The organism is Mesobacillus subterraneus (assembly GCF_003937825.1).
Lineage (GTDB): Bacteria > Bacillota > Bacilli > Bacillales > Cytobacillaceae > Mesobacillus > Mesobacillus subterraneus.
The window spans coordinates 1-20,713 of the sequence record NZ_RSFW01000038.1; the positions used below are offsets into that span (position 1 = coordinate 1).

Genomic DNA, 20,713 nt, shown 5'->3' on the forward strand with positions numbered 1-20,713 from the left:
GACTGATACTAATCGTTCGAGGACTTAACCAAATTGATCATTCGTTCTTCTGTAATTCTTCTTACACATTATCTAGTTTTGAGGGAATAAAACCTCAATCAAATAGTCTGGTGGCGATGGCGAGAAGGTCACACCCGTTCCCATACCGAACACGGAAGTTAAGCTTCTCAGCGCCGATGGTAGTTGGGGGTTTCCCCCTGTGAGAGTAGGACGCCGCCGGGCTGTTTGCACAATTTAATGGATTATAACATATACTATTATTATCGACGCGGGGTGGAGCAGCCCGGTAGCTCGTCGGGCTCATAACCCGAAGGTCGCAGGTTCAAATCCTGCCCCCGCAATAATCCATCTTTTTTACATAATGGTCCCGTGGTGTAGCGGTTAACATGCCTGCCTGTCACGCAGGAGATCGCCGGTTCGATCCCGGTCGGGACCGCCATTTTCATAGAGTGGCAGAATGATAGACGAAACATGGTTTCGTTTTTTTATTTGCTTCAAAAGGAAAAGTGGCTGGTTTTTTTGCCCGTCCTACGTAAATCGTGTAAACTACATATATAGAATCTTATCCTTAGGAAGTATCCTAAGGTTTTTTTGTATTATTAAATTAGTCAGGTGATAAATAATGGCCACTTATCAATTTAAAACTGAGCAGCCTGAGCAAACGAGGGATTTTGCTAAAAGGCTTGCTGAGCATCTCCAGGCGGGAGACGTGATTGCTCTTGAGGGTGATTTAGGAGCAGGAAAGACTACTTTTACGAAGGGGCTTGCAGAAGGCTTGGGGATTACCCGCAATGTCAACAGCCCTACTTTTACCATCATTAAAGAATACCAGGGAAAACTTCCCTTGTACCATATGGATGTCTATCGTGTGGAGGATGCGTTTGAAGATCTTGGTTTTGATGAATACTTTGAAGGTGTTGGTGTAACGGTTGTAGAATGGGCTCACCTAATTGAGGAACAGCTGCCTGAAGAGTTGCTGCTGATTCAGCTGTATCTTGAGGAAAATGGTGCGCGGAGAATCGTTGCTGAGCCGAAAGGCGACCGTTATGAAGAATTGTGTAAGGAGATTTTTAAATGAAGGTATTATCGATTGATACGTCCAATTATGTCCTAGGGATCGGTCTCCTGGACGGCGAAACGGTTTTGGGCGAATATATATCCAATATTAAAAAGAACCATTCTGTCCGCGTCATGCCGGCGATTCAGACATTGATGGACGAATGCGGCGTGAAGCCGGGTGACTTATCGAAAATTGTTGTTGCCGAAGGCCCGGGTTCGTATACCGGTGTACGGATTGGGGTAACCATAGCCAAGACACTGGCATGGACGCTGAAGATTCCTTTAACCGGGGTTTCAAGCCTTGAGGTGGCAGCTGCATCGGCTGGCCGGTATTTTGATGGATACGTATCGCCTTTTTTTGATGCGAGGCGGGGGCAGATTTATACAGGTTTATACAAGTTTGAAAATCAGAAGTTGCTGGTGGAGAAAGAGGATCAGCTCGTTTTGTCGGTTGATTGGGTTAAGATGCTTAACGAAATGGATCACAAGGTTCTGTTCACTAGCAATGATTTGAAGCTGCATGAACAAGTGATCAAGGATGGACTTGGTGACAAAGCCATTTTTGCAGAGATTACCGAACATAACCCTAGGCCTGCTGAGCTTGCATTATTAGGACGGGACAAGGAGCCTGTGGACCTCCATACATTTGTGCCGAATTATATCAGACTTGCGGAAGCAGAGGCTAATTGGCTGAAGGCGCAAGAGAATAATAAATAAGTGGGAAGAGAAGATGAATAAGACGATAACGTTCCGGAATATGACCGTGGATGATCTGAATGACGTAATGGAGATAGAGGTGCATTCCTTTGCGACTCCCTGGAGCAGGGAAGCTTTTTTCAATGAATTGACCAAGAATCAGTTCGCGCAATATCTGGTGGTGGAAGTGGACCATACGGTGGTTGGTTACTGTGGTGTGTGGATCATTGTCGATGAGGCTCATATCACGAATATCGCTTTGTTGCCTGAATACCGCGGATTGAAGCTGGGAGAGGCCCTGTTTGCCCGAGTGATGGAGCTTGCTCGCGAGCTGGGGGCTTTAAGGGTAACACTGGAAGTCAGGGTGAGCAATGAACGGGCTCAGAATCTGTACCGCAAGTTTGGATTTGAAGAAGGGGCCATCAGGAAGCAATATTATACAGACAATATGGAAGACGCAATAGTAATGTGGGTGAATTTATAATGACAATAAAAGACCAGTTAATAATGGGAATAGAGACAAGCTGTGATGAAACTGCTGTGGCAATCGTAAAAAACGGGCGGGAAATCCTCGCCAATGTGGTGGCTTCCCAGATTGAGAGCCACAAACGGTTTGGCGGAGTAGTACCGGAAATCGCGTCACGCCATCATGTTGAACAAATGACGATGGTATTGGAAGAGGCACTGGCTCAGGCGAAAGTGGATGTCAAAGAACTGGATGCAATTGCCGTCACGGAAGGGCCTGGCCTGGTAGGGGCGTTATTGATCGGTGTTAATGCGGCGAAAGCATTGGCGTTCGCGAACAACATCCCTCTAGTTGGAGTGCATCACATAGCGGGACATATTTATGCGAATCGTCTTGTAGCAGAAATGGAGTTCCCGCTGCTTTCGCTTGTCGTATCCGGCGGGCACACAGAGCTTGTGTATATGAAGGAGCATGGACACTTCGAGGTGATTGGAGAGACTCGGGATGACGCCGCTGGTGAGGCCTATGATAAGGTTGCACGCACCTTGAACCTTCCTTACCCGGGTGGACCGCACATTGACAGGCTGGCGCATGAGGGGAAGGCAACAATCGACCTGCCTCGTGCCTGGCTGGAGGAAGGTTCTTATGATTTCAGCTTTAGCGGATTGAAATCAGCCGTGATCAATGTCGTGCACAACGCTCAGCAGCGCGGAGAGAAAATTGTGCCTGAGGAGCTTGCAGCGAGCTTCCAGGAGAGCGTGATTGATGTTCTTGTGACGAAAACAGTAAAAGCTGTTAAGGAATATGAAGTAAAACAGGTCCTTTTGGCTGGCGGTGTTGCTGCTAATAAGGGGTTAAGAGAAACTTTATCCACAACTTTTGCAGACATGGATGTGGAAATTATCATTCCTCCCTTGTCTTTATGCACAGATAATGCGGCGATGATTGCGGCGGCAGGAAGTGTTTTATTTGAAAAAGGGCAGAGGGCAGACTTAACACTGAATGGAAACCCGGGCCTGGAGATAACTATCCACAACGAAAGTAGCAGATAAAAAATATCTTTGTCAGACTCTTCTGTGGATATGTAAATGAAATGTGCTCTTCTTTGTGTATAATGTGGATAAAAAAAGCTTGTTTTGTGGATAATGTGGAAAAGTCTATGGATAACCTATAATACAGACTTTGTTATGTGAATAACTATGTGAACAAAAAGTCCCGGTTTTGAACCGGGACTTTTTTTCCTGTTTGAAAGTGAAACAATTTGCTGGGAGAGAATTGAATCAAGTAGTGATGACCAATAAAATCGCAATGATTAAGGGCTCTTTTCGTAGTGAAAAGAGGAGAAATAGTAATGATTCCTGTTCGATTCGTAGAGATATACGGCATAATCGTAGTGATGGAACGGGCGCACAAAATTCTTACACACAAAAAACCGGGCATCATCTGCCCGGTTTTTGTGGATAACTTCGTATATTATGCCAGCTCTGCCCACTCTTCCATCAATTCATCGAGTTTTTCCTTGGCGGCTTCTATTTTATTGTTAAGTTCGCTTGCCTTTTCATGGTCCTGAAAGATTTCCGGTTTACAAAGCAGTTCCTCGTATTCGGCAACTTCCTGCTCGAGCTGTTCAATCGTTGCTTCGACTTCTTCCATACGGCGTTTACGCTGGCGCTCCAGTTTTTTGGCTTCTTTGTCCTGCTGGTAGGAGGTCTTGTCCTGCTTCGAGTTGTCCATAGCGTTTCCAGCAGCTTTGGCTTCCTGTGCGGCCAATGCCTGGAGCTCTTCTTGTTCGAGCTTTTTATCAATATAATAATCATAATCGCCGAGATATTCGGTTGCACCGGAACGGTCCAGCTCGATGACCTTTGTGGAAATCCTGTTGATAAAATAACGGTCATGCGAGACGAACAGAATGGTGCCAGGATAATCGATCAGGGCGTTCTCGAGAACTTCCTTGCTGTCCAGATCCAGGTGGTTCGTCGGCTCGTCCAAAATCAATAAATTGCATTTCTGCAGCATCAGCTTGGCAAGAGCCAAACGGGCTTTTTCACCGCCGCTCAGGGTTGAAACAATTTTGGACACATCATCACCGGAGAACAGGAAGTTCCCCAGGACGGTGCGAATTTCTTTTTCCGTTTTCATTGGGTACTCATCCCACAGCTCATTCAGTACCTTTTTATTGGAACTCAACTCTGCCTGTTCCTGATCATAATAACCGATACTTACATTGGAGCCGTATTGGATGCTGCCGGAAAGCGAAGGCAGCTTTTCGACGATGGTTTTTAACAGCGTCGATTTCCCGACACCGTTCGGCCCAACGAGCGCACTGCTGTCGCCACGAGAAAGGCTGAAGGTGATATTTTCGGACACGACTTCTTGATTATAGCCAACGGACAAGCTGTTGACCTTGAGGACATCATTGCCGCTCTGACGCTCGATCTGGAAGCTGAATGAAGCCGATTTTTCATCGCCTAAAGGCCTGTCCATACGGTCAATTTTCTCAAGCTGCTTGCGGCGGCTCTGGGCTCGTTTCGTCGTCGAGGCACGCGCAAGGTTCCGCTGGATAAAATCCTGCAGCTTGGCGATCTCGTCTTGCTGTTTTTCATACAATTTCAAGTCACGTTCATAATTCGCGGCCTTTTGTTCGAGATACGAGCTGTAATTGCCGGGGAACCTTGTCAGCTGATGGCGTGAAATTTCATATACCTGATTGACGACTTTATCCAGGAAGTAGCGGTCATGGGAAACAATCAGAATCGCTCCGTCGTATCCCTGCAAATACTGCTCCAGCCAGGAAAGGGTATCTATGTCCAGGTGGTTCGTCGGTTCATCCAGGATCAAAATATCCGGACGGGTCAGCAAAAGCTTTGCCAAAGCGAGCCGTGTTTTCTGTCCACCGCTTAAAGTGGATATTTTTGTGGAATAATCAAAGGAATGGAAGTTCAGGCCATGCAGGACGGAACGGATATCCGCTTCATATTGATAGCCGCCTTTTTCCTTGAATTGAACCTGCAAAAGGTCATACTCCTTCAGGACCCTGTCGTACTCTGTCTGATTCGACAGGATGTCAGGATCCGACATTTTCTCCTCCAGACGGCGCAAGTCCTTTTCCATGCTGTGCAGATGGCTGAAAACGGCCAGCATTTCGTCCCAGATGCTTTTCTCGGATTCAAGCCCGGTGTTTTGCGCGAGATAGCCGATCGTTGTGCCTTTTGGACGAATGATTTCGCCGCCGTCATGAGATTCGTAGCCGGCGATAATTTTCAGCAGGGTCGATTTGCCGGCACCGTTCCGGCCAACTAGAGCTACGCGGTCGTTGGTCTGTATTTCAAACTTTATATTCGATAAAATAAGATCAGCCGCAAAATATTTTGATAGCTGATTAACCTGTAATAATATCATTATTTTCACCTCTATTGCCTTAGAGATAGTGTAACCCATTCCAATAGGCACGGCAATATGTGTGAACTGCAGGGTGCGGGAAGGGACAATGGAAAAAACATCAAGTTTATTGTGAAGATAGAAACAAAGTTCACACACAAGTTAGAAAAAATAGTGTATCATTTTGATGAAAGGAGCTTGAACATGGCAGAATTTACGCATTTTAATGAAGAAGGCAGGGCAAAAATGGTGGATGTAAGCGACAAACCGGAGACGGTGCGTACGGCTATCGCCCATTCAAGCATCGCTGTGAACGAAGATATATATATGAGGATCACTGAAAATAAAATGAAAAAAGGCGACGTCCTGGCTGTAGCACAGGTTGCCGGCATCATGGCGGCGAAAAAAACGTCGGAAATCATTCCGATGTGCCACCCAATTCCACTGACAGGGATTGACCTTTCGTTCGATTGGGAGCAAAATGGGAAAGAGTATATTTTAAATATCAGCGCAGCTGTAAAAACAAAAGGGAATACCGGTGTAGAAATGGAAGCGTTAACAGCAGCTTCAGCGTGCGCGCTGACTGTTTATGATATGTGCAAGGCCGTCGAAAAGGGCATGGTAATCGGCAAGACCTACCTGGTCGAGAAAACAGGCGGGAAAAACGGCGATTTTATGAGAGAAGAAAAACTAAAATAGAAAATTCGAACAGGGTGGAGGATGGCGAATGACAAATGATGCGATGAAGATTCCGCAGGCAACTGCAAAACGCTTGCCGCTATACTATCGGTTCTTATTGAACCTGCATTCTTCAGGCAAGCAGCGAGTATCATCCGCAGAATTAAGCGAAGCAGTAAAAGTAGATTCAGCGACGATCAGAAGGGATTTTTCCTACTTTGGAGCTTTAGGTAAAAAGGGGTACGGCTACAATGTGAATTATCTACTTTCGTTTTTCAGAAAGACACTGGATCAGGATGAACTGACCAAAGTTGCCCTGATTGGGGTCGGAAACCTGGGAACGGCGTTTCTGAACTATAATTTTTCAAAAAATAATAATACGAAGATCGAGATTGCGTTTGATGTGGACGCTGATAAGGTCGGGACACAAATTGGCGATGTGCCGGTATATCATATGGATGACCTGGACAAGGTAGTGGTCGAGCAGGATATCCAGGTGGCCATCCTGACGGTTCCGTCCGCAGTTGCACAGCCGATCACAGACCGCCTCGTGCAGGCGAATATCAAGGGCATCCTGAACTTCACACCGGCAAGGCTGAATGTCCCGCCATCCATCAGGATCCACCATATTGACCTGGCGGTTGAATTGCAGTCCTTGATTTATTTCCTTAAGCATTATCCGACAGACAGTGATTCAGAAGAATAAAAAATAGCTCCTTCGTGATGAAGGAGCTATTTTTTCTGCATTTGTTTAAGTTTGAAGTGGAACAGAATCATCCGGATGCCGGAGCCGAAATCAAATGTGGCAAGGGCGACCAGTAAATAGCTGAAAAATCCCCAGCCTGACTCGTTGACATTCTGGACCGCGAAATAGGTGAATAAGCTGCCTAACAAGATGTAGACAATGCCTGAAAATAAAGGCGATTGCTTCATAACTTAAAATCCCCCAATAAAGCTTTGAATTTTCTCTGCTTCTTTTATCATTCTCTCAATGTCTTCCCTGAATACGGACTGAAGCAGGACAACCATTGTATTCATTGTAACATGGGCAATGATCGGAACGATGATCCGTTTTGTTTTTACATAGAGAAACGCAAAGGTAAAGCCCATGGCTGAGTATAAAATGACATGCTCTGGCTCCATATGGGCGAGCGCAAAAATGGCGGAGCTGATCAAAGCGGCAAAGAAGAAGTTCATTTTCTTATGCAGGCTGCCGAAGATGATTTTCCGGAAGACGATTTCCTCCAGGATCGGCCCAATGATCGAGCTGACCAGGATGACGATCGGGAACCTCTCGATCAGTTTGATGATTTCCTGGGTGTTCTCGGAGCCCATCTCAATGCCAAGCATGTTTTCGATGCTTGCTGCAATCGATTGGGCAAACATGGCAAGAAACACGCCGGCAAATGCCCAGCCAGCAGACGTTGCTGGTGAAGCCGCCCCACGTAAATCGGCCTCTGTTTTTCGTTCCTTCCTTAAAATGAAAAGAATGATGATCAGGGTAAGTGTAAAGCTGGTTACCAGCCAGTATGGAATCGACAGGGTCTCCATTTCCTCAAGGCTTTTTCCCATTGCAGCCCCGATGACAGCGACCAGCGGGATGCCGATCAAGCTTGATAGCTGCATGACGATATAGGCGATAATGACGTACCAGTATTCCCTCTTCAATATGGATATCTCCTTTATTGTTTTCCCTCTATTTTTATGATGTTCCATCGGATACATGCTAGCTTGTTTAAACACGCTATCTACCCATTTTACTAGTAATCCTAAGTAAAGTTCAAATATCAGCTGTAAGATCAAATTTCAGGTTAAAAAATCTGCAGATTCGGCATACTCTTTAAGGTGGCCTTTTAGCCAGGCTGTTGGGAAGAAGCGTGAAAAATGGCGTATTCTGTCGCAGGATATCACTCTGAAAATAGGGGGTAAATTTTACAAAAAAAATTGGACTTCATGCTTGCAAAAAAAAACGAGATTCATTATTATATAAATTGTGTTAGCACTCTATCGAGGAGAGTGCTAATAATAAAAAATCTACATATAATTTGAGGAGGTTGTTTCACTTGATCAAGCCACTAGGAGATCGTATTATTATCGAGCTTGTTGAGTCTGAAGAAAAAACTGCAAGCGGTATCGTTTTACCCGACACAGCGAAAGAAAAACCTCAAGAAGGTAAAGTCGTAGCTGTAGGTACTGGCCGCGTTCTTGACAACGGCGAGCGCGTTGCACTTGAAGTTGCAGTCGGCGACCGCATTATCTTCTCAAAATACGCAGGCACAGAAGTGAAGTACCAGGGAACTGAGTACCTGATCCTACGTGAAAACGACATTCTTGCTGTAGTGGAATAGAAAAGCGGAAGCGCCTTGGTCAGGCCCGAAAAGCGCTGGAGGGATGGCCGGTGAAGTCGTTCTTTGACTTCATTGGACATACCGAAGCGACTCGAGGGACTAGGCGCTGGAGCTGGACACTGAAGTAATATAGAATACAAAATTTCGAGGAGGTTTTTTTACGATGGCAAAGGAAATTAAGTTCAGTGAAGAAGCACGCCGCGCGATGCTTCGCGGGGTTGATTCTCTTGCAAACGCAGTAAAAGTAACTCTTGGACCAAAGGGACGCAACGTGGTTCTTGAGAAGAAGTTCGGTTCACCACTGATCACGAACGATGGTGTAACGATCGCGAAAGAAATCGAGCTTGAAGATGCATTCGAAAACATGGGTGCTAAGCTTGTTGCTGAAGTAGCAAGCAAGACTAACGATGTTGCTGGTGACGGTACAACTACTGCAACAGTTCTTGCTCAAGCGATGATCCGTGAAGGCCTTAAGAACGTAACGGCTGGAGCTAACCCAATGGGCATCCGTAAAGGTATGGAAAAGGCTGTCGTTACAGCAGTTGAAGAGTTAAAGGCTATTTCTAAGCCAATCGAAGGCAAAGCTTCGATCGCACAAGTTGCGGCAATCTCTGCTGCTGACGAAGAGGTTGGCCAATTGATTGCAGAAGCAATGGAGCGCGTTGGCAACGACGGCGTTATCACAATCGAAGAATCCAAAGGCTTCACTACAGAATTGGATGTCGTTGAAGGTATGCAGTTCGACCGCGGATATGCATCTCCTTACATGGTCACTGATTCTGACAAAATGGAAGCAGTTCTTGAAAATCCATATATCCTGATCACTGACAAGAAAATCGGCAGCATCCAGGAAATCCTTCCTGTTCTTGAGCAGGTTGTTCAGCAAGGCAAGCCATTATTGCTTGTTGCTGAAGATGTTGAAGGTGAAGCACTTGCTACATTAGTAGTCAACAAGCTTCGCGGAACATTCAACGCAGTTGCTGTCAAGGCACCTGGCTTCGGTGACCGCCGTAAGGCTATGCTTGAAGACATCGCTGCATTGACTGGCGGTGAAGTGATCACTGAAGAGCTTGGCCGTGATCTTAAATCTGCGACAATCACATCTTTGGGCCGCGCTTCTAAAGTCGTCGTTTCAAAAGAAAACACAACTATCGTTGAAGGTGCTGGAGACAGCGCTCAGATCGAAAGCCGCGTAAACCAGATCCGTGTTCAAATGGAAGAAACAACTTCTGAATTTGACCGTGAAAAGCTGCAAGAGCGCCTTGCTAAGCTTGCTGGCGGCGTTGCAGTCATCAAGGTTGGTGCTGCTACTGAAACTGAATTGAAAGAACGCAAGCTTCGCATTGAAGATGCCCTTAACTCAACTCGCGCTGCAGTTGAAGAAGGTATCGTATCAGGCGGTGGCGTAGCGCTTCTGAATGTATACAACAAAGTATCTGAAATCCAGGCAGAAGGTGACGAAGCTACTGGCGTAAACATCGTCCTTCGCGCAATGGAAGAGCCAGTTCGCCAGATCGCTCACAACGCAGGCCTTGAAGGCTCTGTCATCGTTGAGCGCCTGAAGCGCGAAGAAGTCGGAACAGGCTTTAACGCTGCAACTGGCGAGTGGGTAAACATGATCGAAGCTGGTATCGTTGACCCAACTAAAGTTACACGCTCTGCACTTCAAAACGCAGCATCCGTATCTGCTATGTTCCTGACTACTGAAGCAGTAGTTGCAGACCTTCCAGAAGAAAAAGGCGCTGGAATGCCTGACATGAGCGGTATGGGCGGAATGGGCGGCATGATGTAATAAAAAGAAAAAACCCTTGTCGCTTAAGGGTTTTAGAGTAAGTGACTATTGATTTGTTAACATTTTGTTGACATCGAAACTTATTTTAATGTTTTAAACTACAAAATAAGTTTCTGAGAGAGGCCTTTCATTCGTTCACTGAACGCTTGAGAGGCCTTTTCTTTCATATTTTTAGTCATGTGAGCATAAATGTTCATGGTTGTATTTATATCGGTATGTCCAACACGATGTTGAATTGCTTTTATATCTACGCCAGCTTCAATTAGAAGTGAAGTATGAGTGTGCCTAAAACTATGAAGGGTAATATGTTTAGTAATGTTCGTCTTTTTCAATAAGCGTTGTAAACGTGTCATAACGAGTTTAATCGGCAGTGGATACCCTTCTTCTCCAGTGAAAGTAAAAATTCTCATCACGATAGAACAGCCTATTTTTCATCATAAACTCTTTTTGATGTCGTTTATGCTCCCTTAACATCTTTATAACGGTCCAAAAGTTCAATTTAACCCATGTTCGATTTCTGTTGACGGTATAATCGTTTTATCCTGGAAAGCGCCCATTTGTGTTGGCTAGATTTCTCTGTTGTATATCTGGGTACTTTTTTCTCAGATTTTATTATTGTTAAAATTTGCTGAAATTGTTCCATTATTTTGCCGTTATCCATCGACGATTGTTCAACCGCATTCATCATCTCGTCGATTTTCTCATTTACTTTTTCTTTTTTTCTGCGGCTCATTTTTATGCTTCGGACCTGTCTTTTTAGAAACCCCAGATCGGATTTTTCCAATTCAAATCACCTCCTATTCCAGCCAGGCATCATCTTGTCATTCTATTTGTTAATGATCGTAGGAAGCTCAGCAACAGATGCACTCTATATAGGTGAAGAAAACTTCAATATCACATACACCTGTAGGCTCGCCCGAACCGCATGGGCATTCACATGTAGCAGTTACGAGTATGATCCGTCCCGGAATTGAAATTGTTATAAGGTCTCCGGGTTGAACGGTTTTATCAATCGTTCCGCCATTTTGTTGCAGGAAGTGAAGCGTAACAGGGCAATCTCCAAAGTTCTCTATCTCTGGTATCAGATTTTCCAGCGGTCTTATATTGGCTTCCACCAAAGTATGGGTATTTCCGTCACAATCACCAAAAAACGAAGCAAATCCAAATCGAACAACTGATTCACATTCACCAGTTTTAGATTTTCTTTCTTTGTTCTTTAGATATTTATCTTTACTTGACATTGTATTCACCTGCCTTCTGTAGAATGTAATATTCGGGTCAAGCCGGTTAGTCATCATGGTCATCAGGACAGCAGCAAACACACTGTGAAAAAGTCACAAATGCGCCAGCGTCACATTGACTGCCTGTTCCACATGGACAATTGCATGTAACTGAGACCAAGAGGATACGGCCCGGGATTTGAACCACTCGAACTCCTGTGTTAGCCGGGACAGTTTTATTAATCGTTCCGCCGTTTTCTTGCAGGAAATGAAACGTAACAGAGCAATCTCCAAAGTTTCCTATCTCTGCAACTACGTTTTCCATTGGTGTTGCAGTTGCTTCAATTAAAGTGTACGTGTTTCCGTCACACGGTCTAAATATTTCACCGAAAGCTTCTCGCAGTACAACCATCTTTTCACAGTTGCAATTTTTGCTTTTATCTTTGGTTGACATTGTGTTTTTCCTCCCTTCTTGAGGTTGTCCCTACATCATATTAAGAAGTACTATAATTTGAGTTGGCTAATGGCTCAGTAGATTCGTACAATTATGCACAAAAATTGAGTCTGGCGCGTATTTGGGGAACTCTTGCGATAATAGTAGTCGGTCTTAGGGGAATGAGAGAGGATGCATAACAAAAGCGATGCATATACATTGCATCGCTTTTGTTATGATAACAGCATGCTACCATTTTCCTAAGGAAATATAATAAATCGAATTATTTTCTGGTTAAAGATATTACACCTGGTTCTTACAAAACGTTGATTTTACGTAGTTTGTTTCTCCTATGGTTAAATATATTAGAGTTTGTAACTATATGGTCGGCATGATGTAATAGCTGCTTAATCCCTTGGAATATAAGGGGTTGCTATCATAAGGCAATTAAAAGAGGCTTCCTCATTAGTTTAATTAACTTTTGGGAAGTCTCTTTTCATTTCTTGCGATTTTTTGTAGTCATCTGTATGGCCTATAAAGTGATTCTTGCTGTGACAGCGATCATGTCAAAAAGCAAGAAAATGAGCGTGTATTTAGCTTTACGGCTGTTCTCCTGATATAAGCTTCCTAGAGGAAATGGGTTTTATGAAGGCTCTGTTAAGCCCAATGTTGTTTTAAAGCCCTGTAGATTGTAGTGGAAGGCGCGCAGACTCATCCGAAAATGCTAACGCATTTCCATCGTGCGTGGGTATGTCCGAGGAAGCAAATATAAAGTCCTGCGGGATGAGCAAGGCATGGGGAGACCCCGCAGGCGCAAAAAGCGCCGAAGAGGCTCTCCGACTACAAGGAAGAATTTAATCTTTGAAAAAGCCGGCAGTTGAGCTTTTCATAATTCTTCCGCGCGGAAAGCGAAGCGCATGGAACGAAAATCAACAAACCAGCTTTAACAGAGCCAAAATGAAAGCTCCCTAACATGCAAACAAAACAAAGAAGAAAGACCAGATTCCGCGATCGCAGAATCTGGTCTTATATTTTTCCTGCAATAAATTCATTATAATTTTGCCATTAACCGTTTTTTGATTAATTCATAATCGTCCCTGGTGATACCAGGAGCAAATTCTTCAGGCAGCTCCTCTAAGTCTGGAATTGGCCCGCCTTCAGGAGTGCCGATTTTCACTTCAAGCTGTTGCCCATTTTCCGGATTTGTTCCTTTCCAAATCATTCCGATATCCCTGTATTCTGTTTCGCTCCATGTATATAGCACATTGCTTAAGCCTTGTTCTATGAATGGTCTTGCATAATCAAACTTTGAGTTATCAAGATTTGGAACTGGAAGCATCTTCGTCAAGTCTACCCCTGTAGCAATTTCGATTGCTTTCGCATAAGCGAGGACATGTGTTCCTCCACGAACAAGCAAATACCCAATCATTGTCCTGGCAACCGGGTTATCAGTCATCTCATAAACTCTCATTTTGTGTGTACGTGCACCAATCTCAAGGAAAAAGTTATGTGTTAAATCCAAAACCAGATTACCACTGTTAAAAACATTATCACCAGTCCAGGGCCTTCCCATTGAATCACCTGGTATAGCCGTTTGAGCAGTAGAAATAAAATGGTGGGTGTTTCTCGCATCCAGCCCATTCTGAAGTGGAGTGATATCCGGATCTCCTGGAAAAGTATTGCCCACCGATAACAGATTAATCGTATTTGATACTAGTTCTACGTGGCCAAATTCTTCTGCTGTAATGCTTGCCACTAACTCATAGAAGGGCTTTAGCTTTTTCTTATTTCTGAAGTTAAAAGACTGAAACATATAGTTATTTAAGGTAGACATCTCCCCAAATTTGCCACCAAGGAGCTCTTGCACTGCAGCAGCAGCATTCATATCGCCGTGTGCAGGTGTAGGAAGTTCAATTGCCAATTTATTTATTCTTTTAAACATTATTTCCCCTCCACATCCCTTTTGTTAACCAGGAAAAACCCAAATAATTTGCTGGGTACGAATAAAAAAGGGTGTTCCGTTAGATTCGACAACTATGTGATCTGGCATGACCATTTGCAAAGAGCCACGAACGCTGCCTCTTATGGTTTGAACAGTAACTAATTGACCAACAATGGTTGATAGTGTCTGATAAACATAGGGATCATAGAAGCTTAACAAGTCGTTGTTTGCCATTGATATCCTCCTATATTAAAGTCATTCTTACTGAGTATATGACTCATGAAATGAAAAAAGACTAACAAGCATTTGACTCTTTTTCTCCTGAAGAATATAAGCGGCAATAGGCCGTATAGGTCAAATTCGCGAGGAGTCTGTTATAAATAGTTAGGGTACCGCCGTATTGCCATAACTACGAAATTGCTGTGAATCACTGCGATTCGTCAGCCTATCACTACTTTTCCGATATAGGGGTGATATCGGCTTTTTGCGAGAGTAGTGACCAACATACGAAGTTATTAAAAGAGTAAAGGCATGAATCGTCAGGCGATACAGCATATGCAGAGCATTTGTTCCATTTTTTGCTCTATATGAGCGATATGACTCTTGCAAAAGTGGTGAGAAACCTTCATATTTAAAGAATGGAGGTGCGATATGCGAAACGATATACGACCGAATGAACGGGCTTTTTCTACAAAGGAAGTGGCTGAGGAAGTGGGGATTGCCACTCCCACCGTCCGAAAGTACGGGCAAATACTGGAACGAAATGGATATGAGTTTTTAAAGGATGGCGATCGGCGCATCTTTGTGGAAGCGGATATTCAAGCGCTTATAGCGCTGCGCGATACGGACAAGCCGCTGGACGATACAGCCAAGGATTTGGTGGAAGAGCAAAAAGATAGATTAGAAGGAAACGCTGGAACTGAGATAGCGACAGGCGATACATATGAACAATTACCTCAGGATCCCAATCAAATAAAAGAAGTCTTGATGTTTTTGGCTAAAGAACTTGCGGCGACACGTGAAATGAATGTCCAGCTGACGAACGATTTAACAAAACTTAAAACGACGGTAGCCCAGCTTCAGCAGGATCATCATGTTATAAGTTCAAGCATTGGAAATTCAGCGCAAAGGACGAACGCTAAGATAGAAAGATTATCGGAGCAGCAAAATACACAATATGAAAATTTGCTGGCACAAGAAAAGGAAAGAAGTGAATTCTTGCAAAAAGAATTGCAAAAAATGCAGGAAGAACAGAAGAAAGAATGGGTATCTCAAAATGAATTCAATAAACGTTTAAAAGAAGAGCTCCAAAACCAAAATCAAAAAACTGGATGGTTTTTCTCTTTATTCAGGAAATAACGCGTTAAGCTTCAAAATATATTCTGATAGAGCTATACATTAAGGTTAAATGATAAATGAAGTTGTATAGCTTTATTACATGATTAATACAGCGTATCGCCTGACGATCTAAGCTCAATCAAAGGAAAGAGATAAAGAACTTACATATCGCTCGAAGAATCACCATTCAAAATAGTGGCAGGACCCTTGCAGACCGCATTGCAATCGCTTGTAACGTTTAGTGAATTGGAAGGGCAGTGAGTAATTCATTTGCGTTAATTACCAACAAAAGATATGCGTGGCAAATAGTGCAATGCTAATCTCCTTTTGTTCTGTTTCTCCCTCAACAATTAACATTTCCCGAGAAATATCGACAAAAAACAATTTAGAAATCGAGCTTGAATTCGATTTATTTTATTTAATCAGGTGTTATAAATAATAAAACACCCCATAGAGCTGCATTCTTTGAAATGCTTAGCTTTATGGGGTGTTTTTTTAAAAAAATCCAACTTTTATATAACCCTATATGGGGCACAACAATGACACACATTTTTTGAATTTGTAAGAATTGTATTTTTATAGCAGGAAAAGTGCCGAGTCGTTTAGCTTCCTAATCGAATCTAATATAGTAATCCACTAAAGAAAGGAGGTGATTACTATGTCTAGTAAGGATAAAGGGGTTCTATACTATGATGATTCAAGTCACAAAAAAAACAAGAAGGATTCATGCAAAAGTCAATGCTGCTGCAAAAATGTTAATGAAAACCCTTGTGATTGTATGCCTCAATGGCAAAAGGGAGATCAATATTTATCTGGGTTTCATGTGAACGGTAATATATATCAATTCGACAATCTAGAAATTCCTATACCGACTACGGAAGGCGAGTTTGCAAGGATAAGCAATATACCACTCAACTGTAATAATAAGGTTGTTTGGTTAAATATAACCGCCGGCGTAATCAATAGAAGTGCAGCTAATGAACGACTGGGTGACAATCTCACTAAAAAACACCCGATAAAATAGATCATCTTTCAGGTGATTCTACTTTTCGGGTGAAGTTTTAACGTTGCTATATTAATTCTAAATAACTCTTTTCTTTATTCGTGCAACAATCGGTATGACGATGATGCCTGCCAGTACGACCTGCATCACATTGCCCGGTATGGAACCGAATGGCTGTACCCAGTTGCCGTATAGAACAACTTCAGCTATATAATAGCCTACGACCTTAATAAGCATGGCAACGATCACTGCCACTGAAAAGACCAATACTTTTTTGCCTGGCATTTTTTCAGCCAGAAGACCGGCTACATAGCCCATTGCACCAACGATGATGAAGGTGAAGGGAGCCCACAATGCCCATCCTGATAATATATCGAAAAGACCCATACCGAAAGCACCTGCAATGGCTCCTGTTTTCCTGCCGAAAACGAATGCTGCGATAAACAGAGGGATGTTCCCAAGGTGAATCAGGCCTCCGTTCCCCATGATTGGGAGCCTTATGTTAATGAACATGGTGGCTACAACGGTAAGAGCGATGAAAAGTGCATTGATGACTAAAGTTCTTGTTTTAGTCGATTCTTTTGCTGTGGTTACTGCATTCATATAATAGCTAAACCTCTTTCTATTTTTAGTATAATGATACTGCTATTTTCGCATTTAATAAATATATATTTACTATATTTCCAATGGTAAAAGGTGATAAATCGTCAAAAGCCTCCAAAATCCGCTATTGTCCAAGCTGGTTGCACGTGTTAATATCAGAATATTATAAAAAATATAAAAACATCTCGAGGAGGAGTGTCTGCTTTTTCATTCACCTAGAATGCACACAATCATTTTCATGAATTTGGGGAGGAAGAAGAATGAAAAAGAGTTTGGCAGTTTTGTTGAGCGGGGCAATGCTGATGCTTGCTGCATGCGGGGGCGGCAGCAACCAGGCAAGTGGAGACGAAAAAGAGAAAACCGTAAAAATCGGGATTACCCAGATTGTGGAGCATCCATCCCTTGATGCAGCGAGGGAGGGTTTTATCGAAGCGCTTAAGGATGCCGGGTATGAAGAAGGAAAGAATCTGAAGATTGATTACCAGAACGCGCAGGGCGATATGAACAATAATGCTTCAATTGCCCAGAAGCTGGTTGCAGACAAGAATGATCTGATTTTGGCGATTGCGACACCGAGCGCGCAGTCTGTCGTCCAGGCGACTAAGGATATTCCAGTCCTGTTTACGGCGATTACCGACCCTGTGGGAGCGGAACTGGTAGAAAGTATGGAAAAACCGGGTGGGAACGCGACAGGTACATCGGATACTCATCCTGATGCAATCAAGAACACTATTGCGGCAATCAAAAAATTTGTTCCAGATGCGAAAAAGGTTGGCATTATCTATAACAATGGAGAGCCGAACTCTGTCGTGAACGTGAAGAATGCAAGGGAAGCCCTCAAGGAAGCAGGTCTTGAAGCAGTCGAAACCACGATTTCTGCAAGTTCTGAAGTGAAGCAGGCGGCCGAATCGATGGTCGGCCGTGTGGATGTCATGTATATCCCGAAGGACAACACCGTTGTTGCGGCATTGGAATCTGTCATCACCGTAGCGAATGATAAAGATATTCCGACTTTTGTAGGGGAAGGAGATTCTGTTAAACGCGGAACCTTTGCGTCTTATGGCTTTGATTATCATGATCTTGGCTACACGACGGGTAAAATGGCTGTGGAGATTTTGAAAGGAAAGAAACCAAGCGAGATACCGGTTGGCTTCCCGGAAAACCTCGAGCTGATCATTAACAAGAAAGCCGCCGAGGAGGAAGGGATTACCCTTACGGATGATATGCTGAAAGATGCCAAGATTGTTGGAGAATAAAAGGAGGCCTGCCGGGTTACTGGCAGGTTATCTTTTTTCAGCTGGCACAATAATACTATTTTCCCATTCTAAATGAACCGAATTACCCTGCATACTATTTTCACACCTTCATACTTTTTAAGGATGACTAAAAATGGGAGGGGTATGGGTTTGCGAAGGAGCAAGAGAATAATGTCATTATTGCTGGTTATATTGCTGATGGTCCCGCTTGGAGCGAGAGCGGGTGATTTGGGAAAAGGAACCTCCGGCACTCCAGGTACATGGTATGTGGGGGCCCAGCCTTCGTGGGTGGATCCGGCGAAATCGCCGATTGTCTTCGTCCATGGCTATAACAGCTCAGCAGCCATTTGGTGGGACGGAAATGACATGTATGAAACCGCGCTGGCCAATGGCTATCAGACCGCGTTCATTGACCTGTATCCGGAAAAGGATATGTGGCAAAATGGTGCGATGCTCGCTGGAAAGCTCCAGGAAATCTATCGGCACTTCGGGAATAAGAAGCTGGTGGTGGTAGGACACAGCAAGGGCGGAGTCGACACGCAGACCGCGCTCGTCCACTATGGGGCGCACCAGTATGTTTCAAATGTCATCACGCTTTCATCACCTCATCATGGCACACAACTTTCCGACCTTGCTCACAGCTCTTCGGCCTGGTGGCTGGCAGCGCTGCTTGGCAACAATAATGACGCGACCCGTTCACTTATGACCGGGAATATGAGTTACTTCCGCAGCGTTACGGACGGACGGGCCGAAATCCAGCTGAATCGCTACTACACTCTTGGCGGCACCAAATGGGGGTCGTTTGGCAGTGCTTTGTATTGGGGCGGACTGTATTTGAGCAGCTATGGCGCGAATGATGGGGTTGTTACCGTCGCAAGCTCCCGTTTGCCAGGCGGAACAATTGTCCGAGAGAGCTCCTGGAACCATACAACCATCCGGGAAGGGTCTCATACTTTCTCCGTGTTTAAACCTTATACAATGGCGGCCCAGCCATCTGGCGCTACCGCTTTTTCCAGTAGCAAGGTAACAGCGGAACCTGAAACCAGCCAGATTGTCAGAGGAGGCAAGGCGGACAAAGCCATCAAGGACGGATTTGTGGTCGAAGATGGAGCAGACAGCTTCCAGCTCGCGTTCCTGAGCGACAAGCTGCTGCCTTCGCTTAAATTGAAAGGACCGGACGGCAGAGAATATAAGCCGGTAAAAGTAACCCAGGACACAAGTGGATTTTTCAAGGGTGCCTGGGTCCACCAGTTTGAAATCGACAAGCCTGAAAGTGGAAAGTGGAATGTTACTGGGCCGGCCGCAGCATACCTTTTCATCGTAAGAATCGACAGCCCTCTCGGTGGGGAGTTGAAGCAGAAAATGAATGTGAAAGCAACCTATAAAACAGAGTGGGTTCACTATAAGCAGGATCAGAATAAGAAGCTGAAAGAAGCAGGAAAAGGAGTGAAAGCAGGCAAGATTGCCGATGGAGACTTGAAAGAGCCTGGAGTTTATAACTTGACCACAGAAGTAACTGGCTTCGACGCCAAAGGCAAGCCATTTGAACGGACGATCATTGAGTCGATCTACGTGGACGGAAACGGAAAGATTCATAGATAAGGCAGGGGCGGCTGGATCCTCAGCCGCCTTAGCTGTTAGACTGACGCACCACCCAATGGCCTACTATTACCCCTTGGACTATAAGTCGAATTGACTAATTTTTACATAAGGTGTGGAGCAGTTGGGAGAAGGGTCGATATAAAGGGAAAGCAGAGTATGTACACCAGGAGGAGAAGGTCATGCACGTTTTGGATTTGGTTGCCAGGATCAACAATAGTGTCGAGGAACTCGACTTTGCTGCTGCGAGAAGATATATGGAAGGGAACATCGAAATCCTGAACGAGAATCGCAGCCATTTGAAAAGGAATGCGCGCGAGCTGCTTGAGTTTTTAACGAAAAGAATCGAGGCGGGACAGCAGCCGCTGACAAGGAAAGACATGGCGGTCATCAACGCGGTGAACAGCTATGCCTCAAAGTTTGATTTGAGAGGCCTCAAGGTTGTCATCAGGGACCATTCCCTGCTGTTCCTGCGAAGTGATATAGAAGCATATTTGAATACAGATGCGAGAATCATCCTGGAGGGCATGGGGGCTATTCCGAAAGCCGCAAGCTAGGATGGGGATTCTAATAGGGTTTGATGAACGGTTTCTAGTGATGAAGCCGTTTTTTATTTGTGGTTCTTTTCGTAGAGTTTATTGCTTTCAAGAGAACGCCTCAATCGGACAGGTTGCAAGGAATATAGGTGAAAGTTGTCCGAGAGAGCGCTTCAATCGGACAGGTTGCAAGGAATAGAGGAGAAAGTTGTCCGAGAGAGCGCTTCAATTGGACAGGTTGAAAGGAATAGAGGAGAAAGTTGTCCGAGAACACGCTCCAATCGGACAGGTCGAAAGGAATAGAGGAGAAAGTTGTCCGAGAGCACGCTCCAATCGGACAGGTTGAAAGGAATAGAGGAGAAA

General features: G+C 44.3%; 23 protein-coding genes, 2 tRNA genes and 1 rRNA gene. 16 read left to right on the plus strand and 10 right to left on the minus strand.

The window, feature by feature from the left end:
* Positions 1-106: 106 nt before the first annotated feature.
* From rrf to tsaD, 7 genes are all read left to right on the plus strand, one after another.
* Positions 107-222 (plus strand): 5S ribosomal RNA (gene rrf, locus EJA10_RS22755).
* Between the two features lie 45 nt (positions 223-267).
* Positions 268-341 (plus strand) — tRNA-Met (locus EJA10_RS22760).
* Between the two features lie 22 nt (positions 342-363).
* Positions 364-439: transfer RNA gene (locus EJA10_RS22765), tRNA-Asp, on the plus strand.
* Between the two features lie 183 nt (positions 440-622).
* Entirely contained in the window at positions 623-1,078 is a 456-nt protein-coding gene (gene tsaE / locus EJA10_RS22770; RefSeq protein ID WP_125482302.1) for a tRNA (adenosine(37)-N6)-threonylcarbamoyltransferase complex ATPase subunit type 1 TsaE, read from the plus strand.
* The gene (tsaB, locus tag EJA10_RS22775; protein ID WP_125482303.1) at positions 1,075-1,776 is read left to right on the plus strand and encodes a tRNA (adenosine(37)-N6)-threonylcarbamoyltransferase complex dimerization subunit type 1 TsaB; all 702 of its coding nucleotides are present in this window, start codon (positions 1,075-1,077) and stop codon (positions 1,774-1,776) included. Before tsaE ends, tsaB begins: the two co-directional genes overlap by 4 nt.
* Positions 1,777-1,789: 13 nt before the next feature.
* A complete protein-coding gene (gene rimI / locus EJA10_RS22780; protein ID WP_125482304.1) occupies positions 1,790-2,239 on the plus strand; it encodes a ribosomal protein S18-alanine N-acetyltransferase in 450 nt (149 codons plus the stop codon).
* Positions 2,239-3,273 (plus strand): tRNA (adenosine(37)-N6)-threonylcarbamoyltransferase complex transferase subunit TsaD, encoded by a 1,035-nt coding sequence (tsaD, locus tag EJA10_RS22785; RefSeq protein WP_125482305.1) that lies wholly within the window; start codon positions 2,239-2,241, stop codon positions 3,271-3,273. The genes rimI and tsaD overlap by 1 nt, the downstream gene beginning before the upstream one ends.
* A gap of 421 nt (positions 3,274-3,694) precedes the next feature.
* Here the strand turns inward: tsaD and abc-f are convergent, their stop codons facing one another.
* The gene (abc-f, locus tag EJA10_RS22790; protein WP_125482306.1) at positions 3,695-5,623 is read right to left on the minus strand and encodes a ribosomal protection-like ABC-F family protein; all 1,929 of its coding nucleotides are present in this window, start codon (positions 5,621-5,623) and stop codon (positions 3,695-3,697) included.
* 183 nt (positions 5,624-5,806) lie between these two features.
* On the opposite strand from abc-f, the gene moaC reads away from it, so the two are divergent.
* Both moaC and EJA10_RS22800 read left to right on the plus strand, forming a co-directional pair.
* On the plus strand, positions 5,807-6,301 hold the full coding sequence (moaC, locus tag EJA10_RS22795; RefSeq protein ID WP_125482307.1) for a cyclic pyranopterin monophosphate synthase MoaC: 495 nt from the start codon (positions 5,807-5,809) through the stop codon (positions 6,299-6,301).
* Between the two features lie 28 nt (positions 6,302-6,329).
* Positions 6,330-6,986, plus strand: a complete 657-nt coding sequence (locus EJA10_RS22800; protein WP_125482308.1) for a redox-sensing transcriptional repressor Rex — start codon at positions 6,330-6,332, stop codon at positions 6,984-6,986.
* Between the two features lie 26 nt (positions 6,987-7,012).
* Here the strand turns inward: EJA10_RS22800 and EJA10_RS22805 are convergent, their stop codons facing one another.
* Together EJA10_RS22805 and EJA10_RS22810 are read right to left on the minus strand one after the other, a co-directional pair.
* Positions 7,013-7,213 carry a YdiK family protein gene (locus EJA10_RS22805; RefSeq protein ID WP_125482309.1) on the minus strand — a complete coding sequence of 67 codons (201 nt, stop codon included), beginning with the start codon at positions 7,211-7,213 and terminating at the stop codon, positions 7,013-7,015.
* Between the two features lie 3 nt (positions 7,214-7,216).
* On the minus strand, positions 7,217-7,948 hold the full coding sequence (locus EJA10_RS22810; protein ID WP_125482310.1) for a CPBP family intramembrane glutamic endopeptidase: 732 nt from the start codon (positions 7,946-7,948) through the stop codon (positions 7,217-7,219).
* Between the two features lie 395 nt (positions 7,949-8,343).
* On the opposite strand from EJA10_RS22810, the gene groES reads away from it, so the two are divergent.
* Both groES and groL read left to right on the plus strand, forming a co-directional pair.
* Positions 8,344-8,628 carry a co-chaperone GroES gene (groES, locus tag EJA10_RS22815; protein WP_125482311.1) on the plus strand — a complete coding sequence of 95 codons (285 nt, stop codon included), beginning with the start codon at positions 8,344-8,346 and terminating at the stop codon, positions 8,626-8,628.
* 163 nt (positions 8,629-8,791) lie between these two features.
* Positions 8,792-10,420, plus strand: coding sequence for a chaperonin GroEL (groL, locus tag EJA10_RS22820; RefSeq protein WP_125482312.1), 1,629 nt, complete (start codon positions 8,792-8,794; stop codon positions 10,418-10,420).
* 98 nt (positions 10,421-10,518) lie between these two features.
* On the opposite strand, the gene EJA10_RS22825 is transcribed toward groL, so the two are convergent.
* From EJA10_RS22825 to EJA10_RS22850, 6 genes are all read right to left on the minus strand, one after another.
* Positions 10,519-10,830: a tyrosine-type recombinase/integrase gene (locus EJA10_RS22825; protein ID WP_246017935.1), complete on the minus strand. Its 312-nt coding sequence runs from the start codon at positions 10,828-10,830 to the stop codon at positions 10,519-10,521.
* An 89-nt stretch (positions 10,831-10,919) separates the two neighbouring features.
* On the minus strand, positions 10,920-11,204 hold the full coding sequence (locus tag EJA10_RS22830) for a hypothetical protein (RefSeq protein WP_125482313.1): 285 nt from the start codon (positions 11,202-11,204) through the stop codon (positions 10,920-10,922).
* 67 nt (positions 11,205-11,271) lie between these two features.
* The gene (locus EJA10_RS22835) at positions 11,272-11,661 is read right to left on the minus strand and encodes a hypothetical protein (protein WP_125482314.1); all 390 of its coding nucleotides are present in this window, start codon (positions 11,659-11,661) and stop codon (positions 11,272-11,274) included.
* 46 nt (positions 11,662-11,707) lie between these two features.
* Positions 11,708-12,094, minus strand: coding sequence for a hypothetical protein (locus EJA10_RS22840; protein WP_125482315.1), 387 nt, complete (start codon positions 12,092-12,094; stop codon positions 11,708-11,710).
* 1,030 nt (positions 12,095-13,124) lie between these two features.
* A complete protein-coding gene (locus EJA10_RS22845; protein ID WP_125482316.1) occupies positions 13,125-14,015 on the minus strand; it encodes a manganese catalase family protein in 891 nt (296 codons plus the stop codon).
* Positions 14,016-14,039: 24 nt separating this feature from the next.
* Positions 14,040-14,249 (minus strand): YuzF family protein, encoded by a 210-nt coding sequence (locus EJA10_RS22850; RefSeq protein WP_125482317.1) that lies wholly within the window; start codon positions 14,247-14,249, stop codon positions 14,040-14,042.
* 417 nt (positions 14,250-14,666) lie between these two features.
* Between EJA10_RS22850 and EJA10_RS22855 the strand changes: the two genes are divergently transcribed.
* Complete coding sequence (locus EJA10_RS22855) at positions 14,667-15,374, plus strand: SH3 domain-containing protein (protein ID WP_125482318.1); 708 nt, start codon at positions 14,667-14,669, stop codon at positions 15,372-15,374.
* A gap of 637 nt (positions 15,375-16,011) precedes the next feature.
* Positions 16,012-16,377, plus strand: a complete 366-nt coding sequence (locus EJA10_RS22860; protein WP_125482319.1) for a hypothetical protein — start codon at positions 16,012-16,014, stop codon at positions 16,375-16,377.
* 57 nt (positions 16,378-16,434) lie between these two features.
* Here the strand turns inward: EJA10_RS22860 and EJA10_RS22865 are convergent, their stop codons facing one another.
* The gene (locus EJA10_RS22865; RefSeq protein WP_125482320.1) at positions 16,435-16,959 is read right to left on the minus strand and encodes an ECF transporter S component; all 525 of its coding nucleotides are present in this window, start codon (positions 16,957-16,959) and stop codon (positions 16,435-16,437) included.
* A gap of 260 nt (positions 16,960-17,219) precedes the next feature.
* On the opposite strand from EJA10_RS22865, the gene EJA10_RS22870 reads away from it, so the two are divergent.
* The 3 genes from EJA10_RS22870 (at position 17,220) to EJA10_RS22880 (ending at position 20,371) form a co-directional block, all read left to right on the plus strand.
* Positions 17,220-18,215 carry an ABC transporter substrate-binding protein gene (locus tag EJA10_RS22870; RefSeq protein ID WP_125482321.1) on the plus strand — a complete coding sequence of 332 codons (996 nt, stop codon included), beginning with the start codon at positions 17,220-17,222 and terminating at the stop codon, positions 18,213-18,215.
* A 171-nt stretch (positions 18,216-18,386) separates the two neighbouring features.
* Entirely contained in the window at positions 18,387-19,817 is a 1,431-nt protein-coding gene (locus tag EJA10_RS22875; RefSeq protein ID WP_170169228.1) for an esterase/lipase family protein, read from the plus strand.
* 179 nt (positions 19,818-19,996) lie between these two features.
* The gene (locus EJA10_RS22880) at positions 19,997-20,371 is read left to right on the plus strand and encodes a hypothetical protein (RefSeq protein WP_125482323.1); all 375 of its coding nucleotides are present in this window, start codon (positions 19,997-19,999) and stop codon (positions 20,369-20,371) included.
* Positions 20,372-20,713: the final 342 nt, after the last annotated feature.

What these genes read in the sequence shown, in the direction of transcription:
- tsaE (WP_125482302.1), top strand. Translation starts at nt 623, where the DNA reads ATGGCCACTTATCAATTTAAAACTGAGCAGCCTGAGCAAACGAGGGAT.
- tsaB (WP_125482303.1), top strand. Translation starts at nt 1,075, where the DNA reads ATGAAGGTATTATCGATTGATACGTCCAATTATGTCCTAGGGATCGGT.
- rimI (WP_125482304.1), top strand. Translation starts at nt 1,790, where the DNA reads ATGAATAAGACGATAACGTTCCGGAATATGACCGTGGATGATCTGAAT.
- tsaD (WP_125482305.1), top strand. Translation starts at nt 2,239, where the DNA reads ATGACAATAAAAGACCAGTTAATAATGGGAATAGAGACAAGCTGTGAT.
- abc-f (WP_125482306.1), bottom strand. Translation starts at nt 5,623, where the DNA reads ATGATATTATTACAGGTTAATCAGCTATCAAAATATTTTGCGGCTGAT.
- moaC (WP_125482307.1), top strand. Translation starts at nt 5,807, where the DNA reads ATGGCAGAATTTACGCATTTTAATGAAGAAGGCAGGGCAAAAATGGTG.
- EJA10_RS22800 (WP_125482308.1), top strand. Translation starts at nt 6,330, where the DNA reads ATGACAAATGATGCGATGAAGATTCCGCAGGCAACTGCAAAACGCTTG.
- EJA10_RS22805 (WP_125482309.1), bottom strand. Translation starts at nt 7,213, where the DNA reads ATGAAGCAATCGCCTTTATTTTCAGGCATTGTCTACATCTTGTTAGGC.
- groL (WP_125482312.1), top strand. Translation starts at nt 8,792, where the DNA reads ATGGCAAAGGAAATTAAGTTCAGTGAAGAAGCACGCCGCGCGATGCTT.
- EJA10_RS22825 (WP_246017935.1), bottom strand. Translation starts at nt 10,830, where the DNA reads ATGAGAATTTTTACTTTCACTGGAGAAGAAGGGTATCCACTGCCGATT.
- EJA10_RS22835 (WP_125482314.1), bottom strand. Translation starts at nt 11,661, where the DNA reads ATGTCAAGTAAAGATAAATATCTAAAGAACAAAGAAAGAAAATCTAAA.
- EJA10_RS22840 (WP_125482315.1), bottom strand. Translation starts at nt 12,094, where the DNA reads ATGTCAACCAAAGATAAAAGCAAAAATTGCAACTGTGAAAAGATGGTT.
- EJA10_RS22845 (WP_125482316.1), bottom strand. Translation starts at nt 14,015, where the DNA reads ATGTTTAAAAGAATAAATAAATTGGCAATTGAACTTCCTACACCTGCA.
- EJA10_RS22850 (WP_125482317.1), bottom strand. Translation starts at nt 14,249, where the DNA reads ATGGCAAACAACGACTTGTTAAGCTTCTATGATCCCTATGTTTATCAG.
- EJA10_RS22855 (WP_125482318.1), top strand. Translation starts at nt 14,667, where the DNA reads ATGCGAAACGATATACGACCGAATGAACGGGCTTTTTCTACAAAGGAA.
- EJA10_RS22860 (WP_125482319.1), top strand. Translation starts at nt 16,012, where the DNA reads ATGTCTAGTAAGGATAAAGGGGTTCTATACTATGATGATTCAAGTCAC.
- EJA10_RS22865 (WP_125482320.1), bottom strand. Translation starts at nt 16,959, where the DNA reads ATGAATGCAGTAACCACAGCAAAAGAATCGACTAAAACAAGAACTTTA.
- EJA10_RS22870 (WP_125482321.1), top strand. Translation starts at nt 17,220, where the DNA reads ATGAAAAAGAGTTTGGCAGTTTTGTTGAGCGGGGCAATGCTGATGCTT.
- EJA10_RS22875 (WP_170169228.1), top strand. Translation starts at nt 18,387, where the DNA reads ATGTCATTATTGCTGGTTATATTGCTGATGGTCCCGCTTGGAGCGAGA.
- EJA10_RS22880 (WP_125482323.1), top strand. Translation starts at nt 19,997, where the DNA reads ATGCACGTTTTGGATTTGGTTGCCAGGATCAACAATAGTGTCGAGGAA.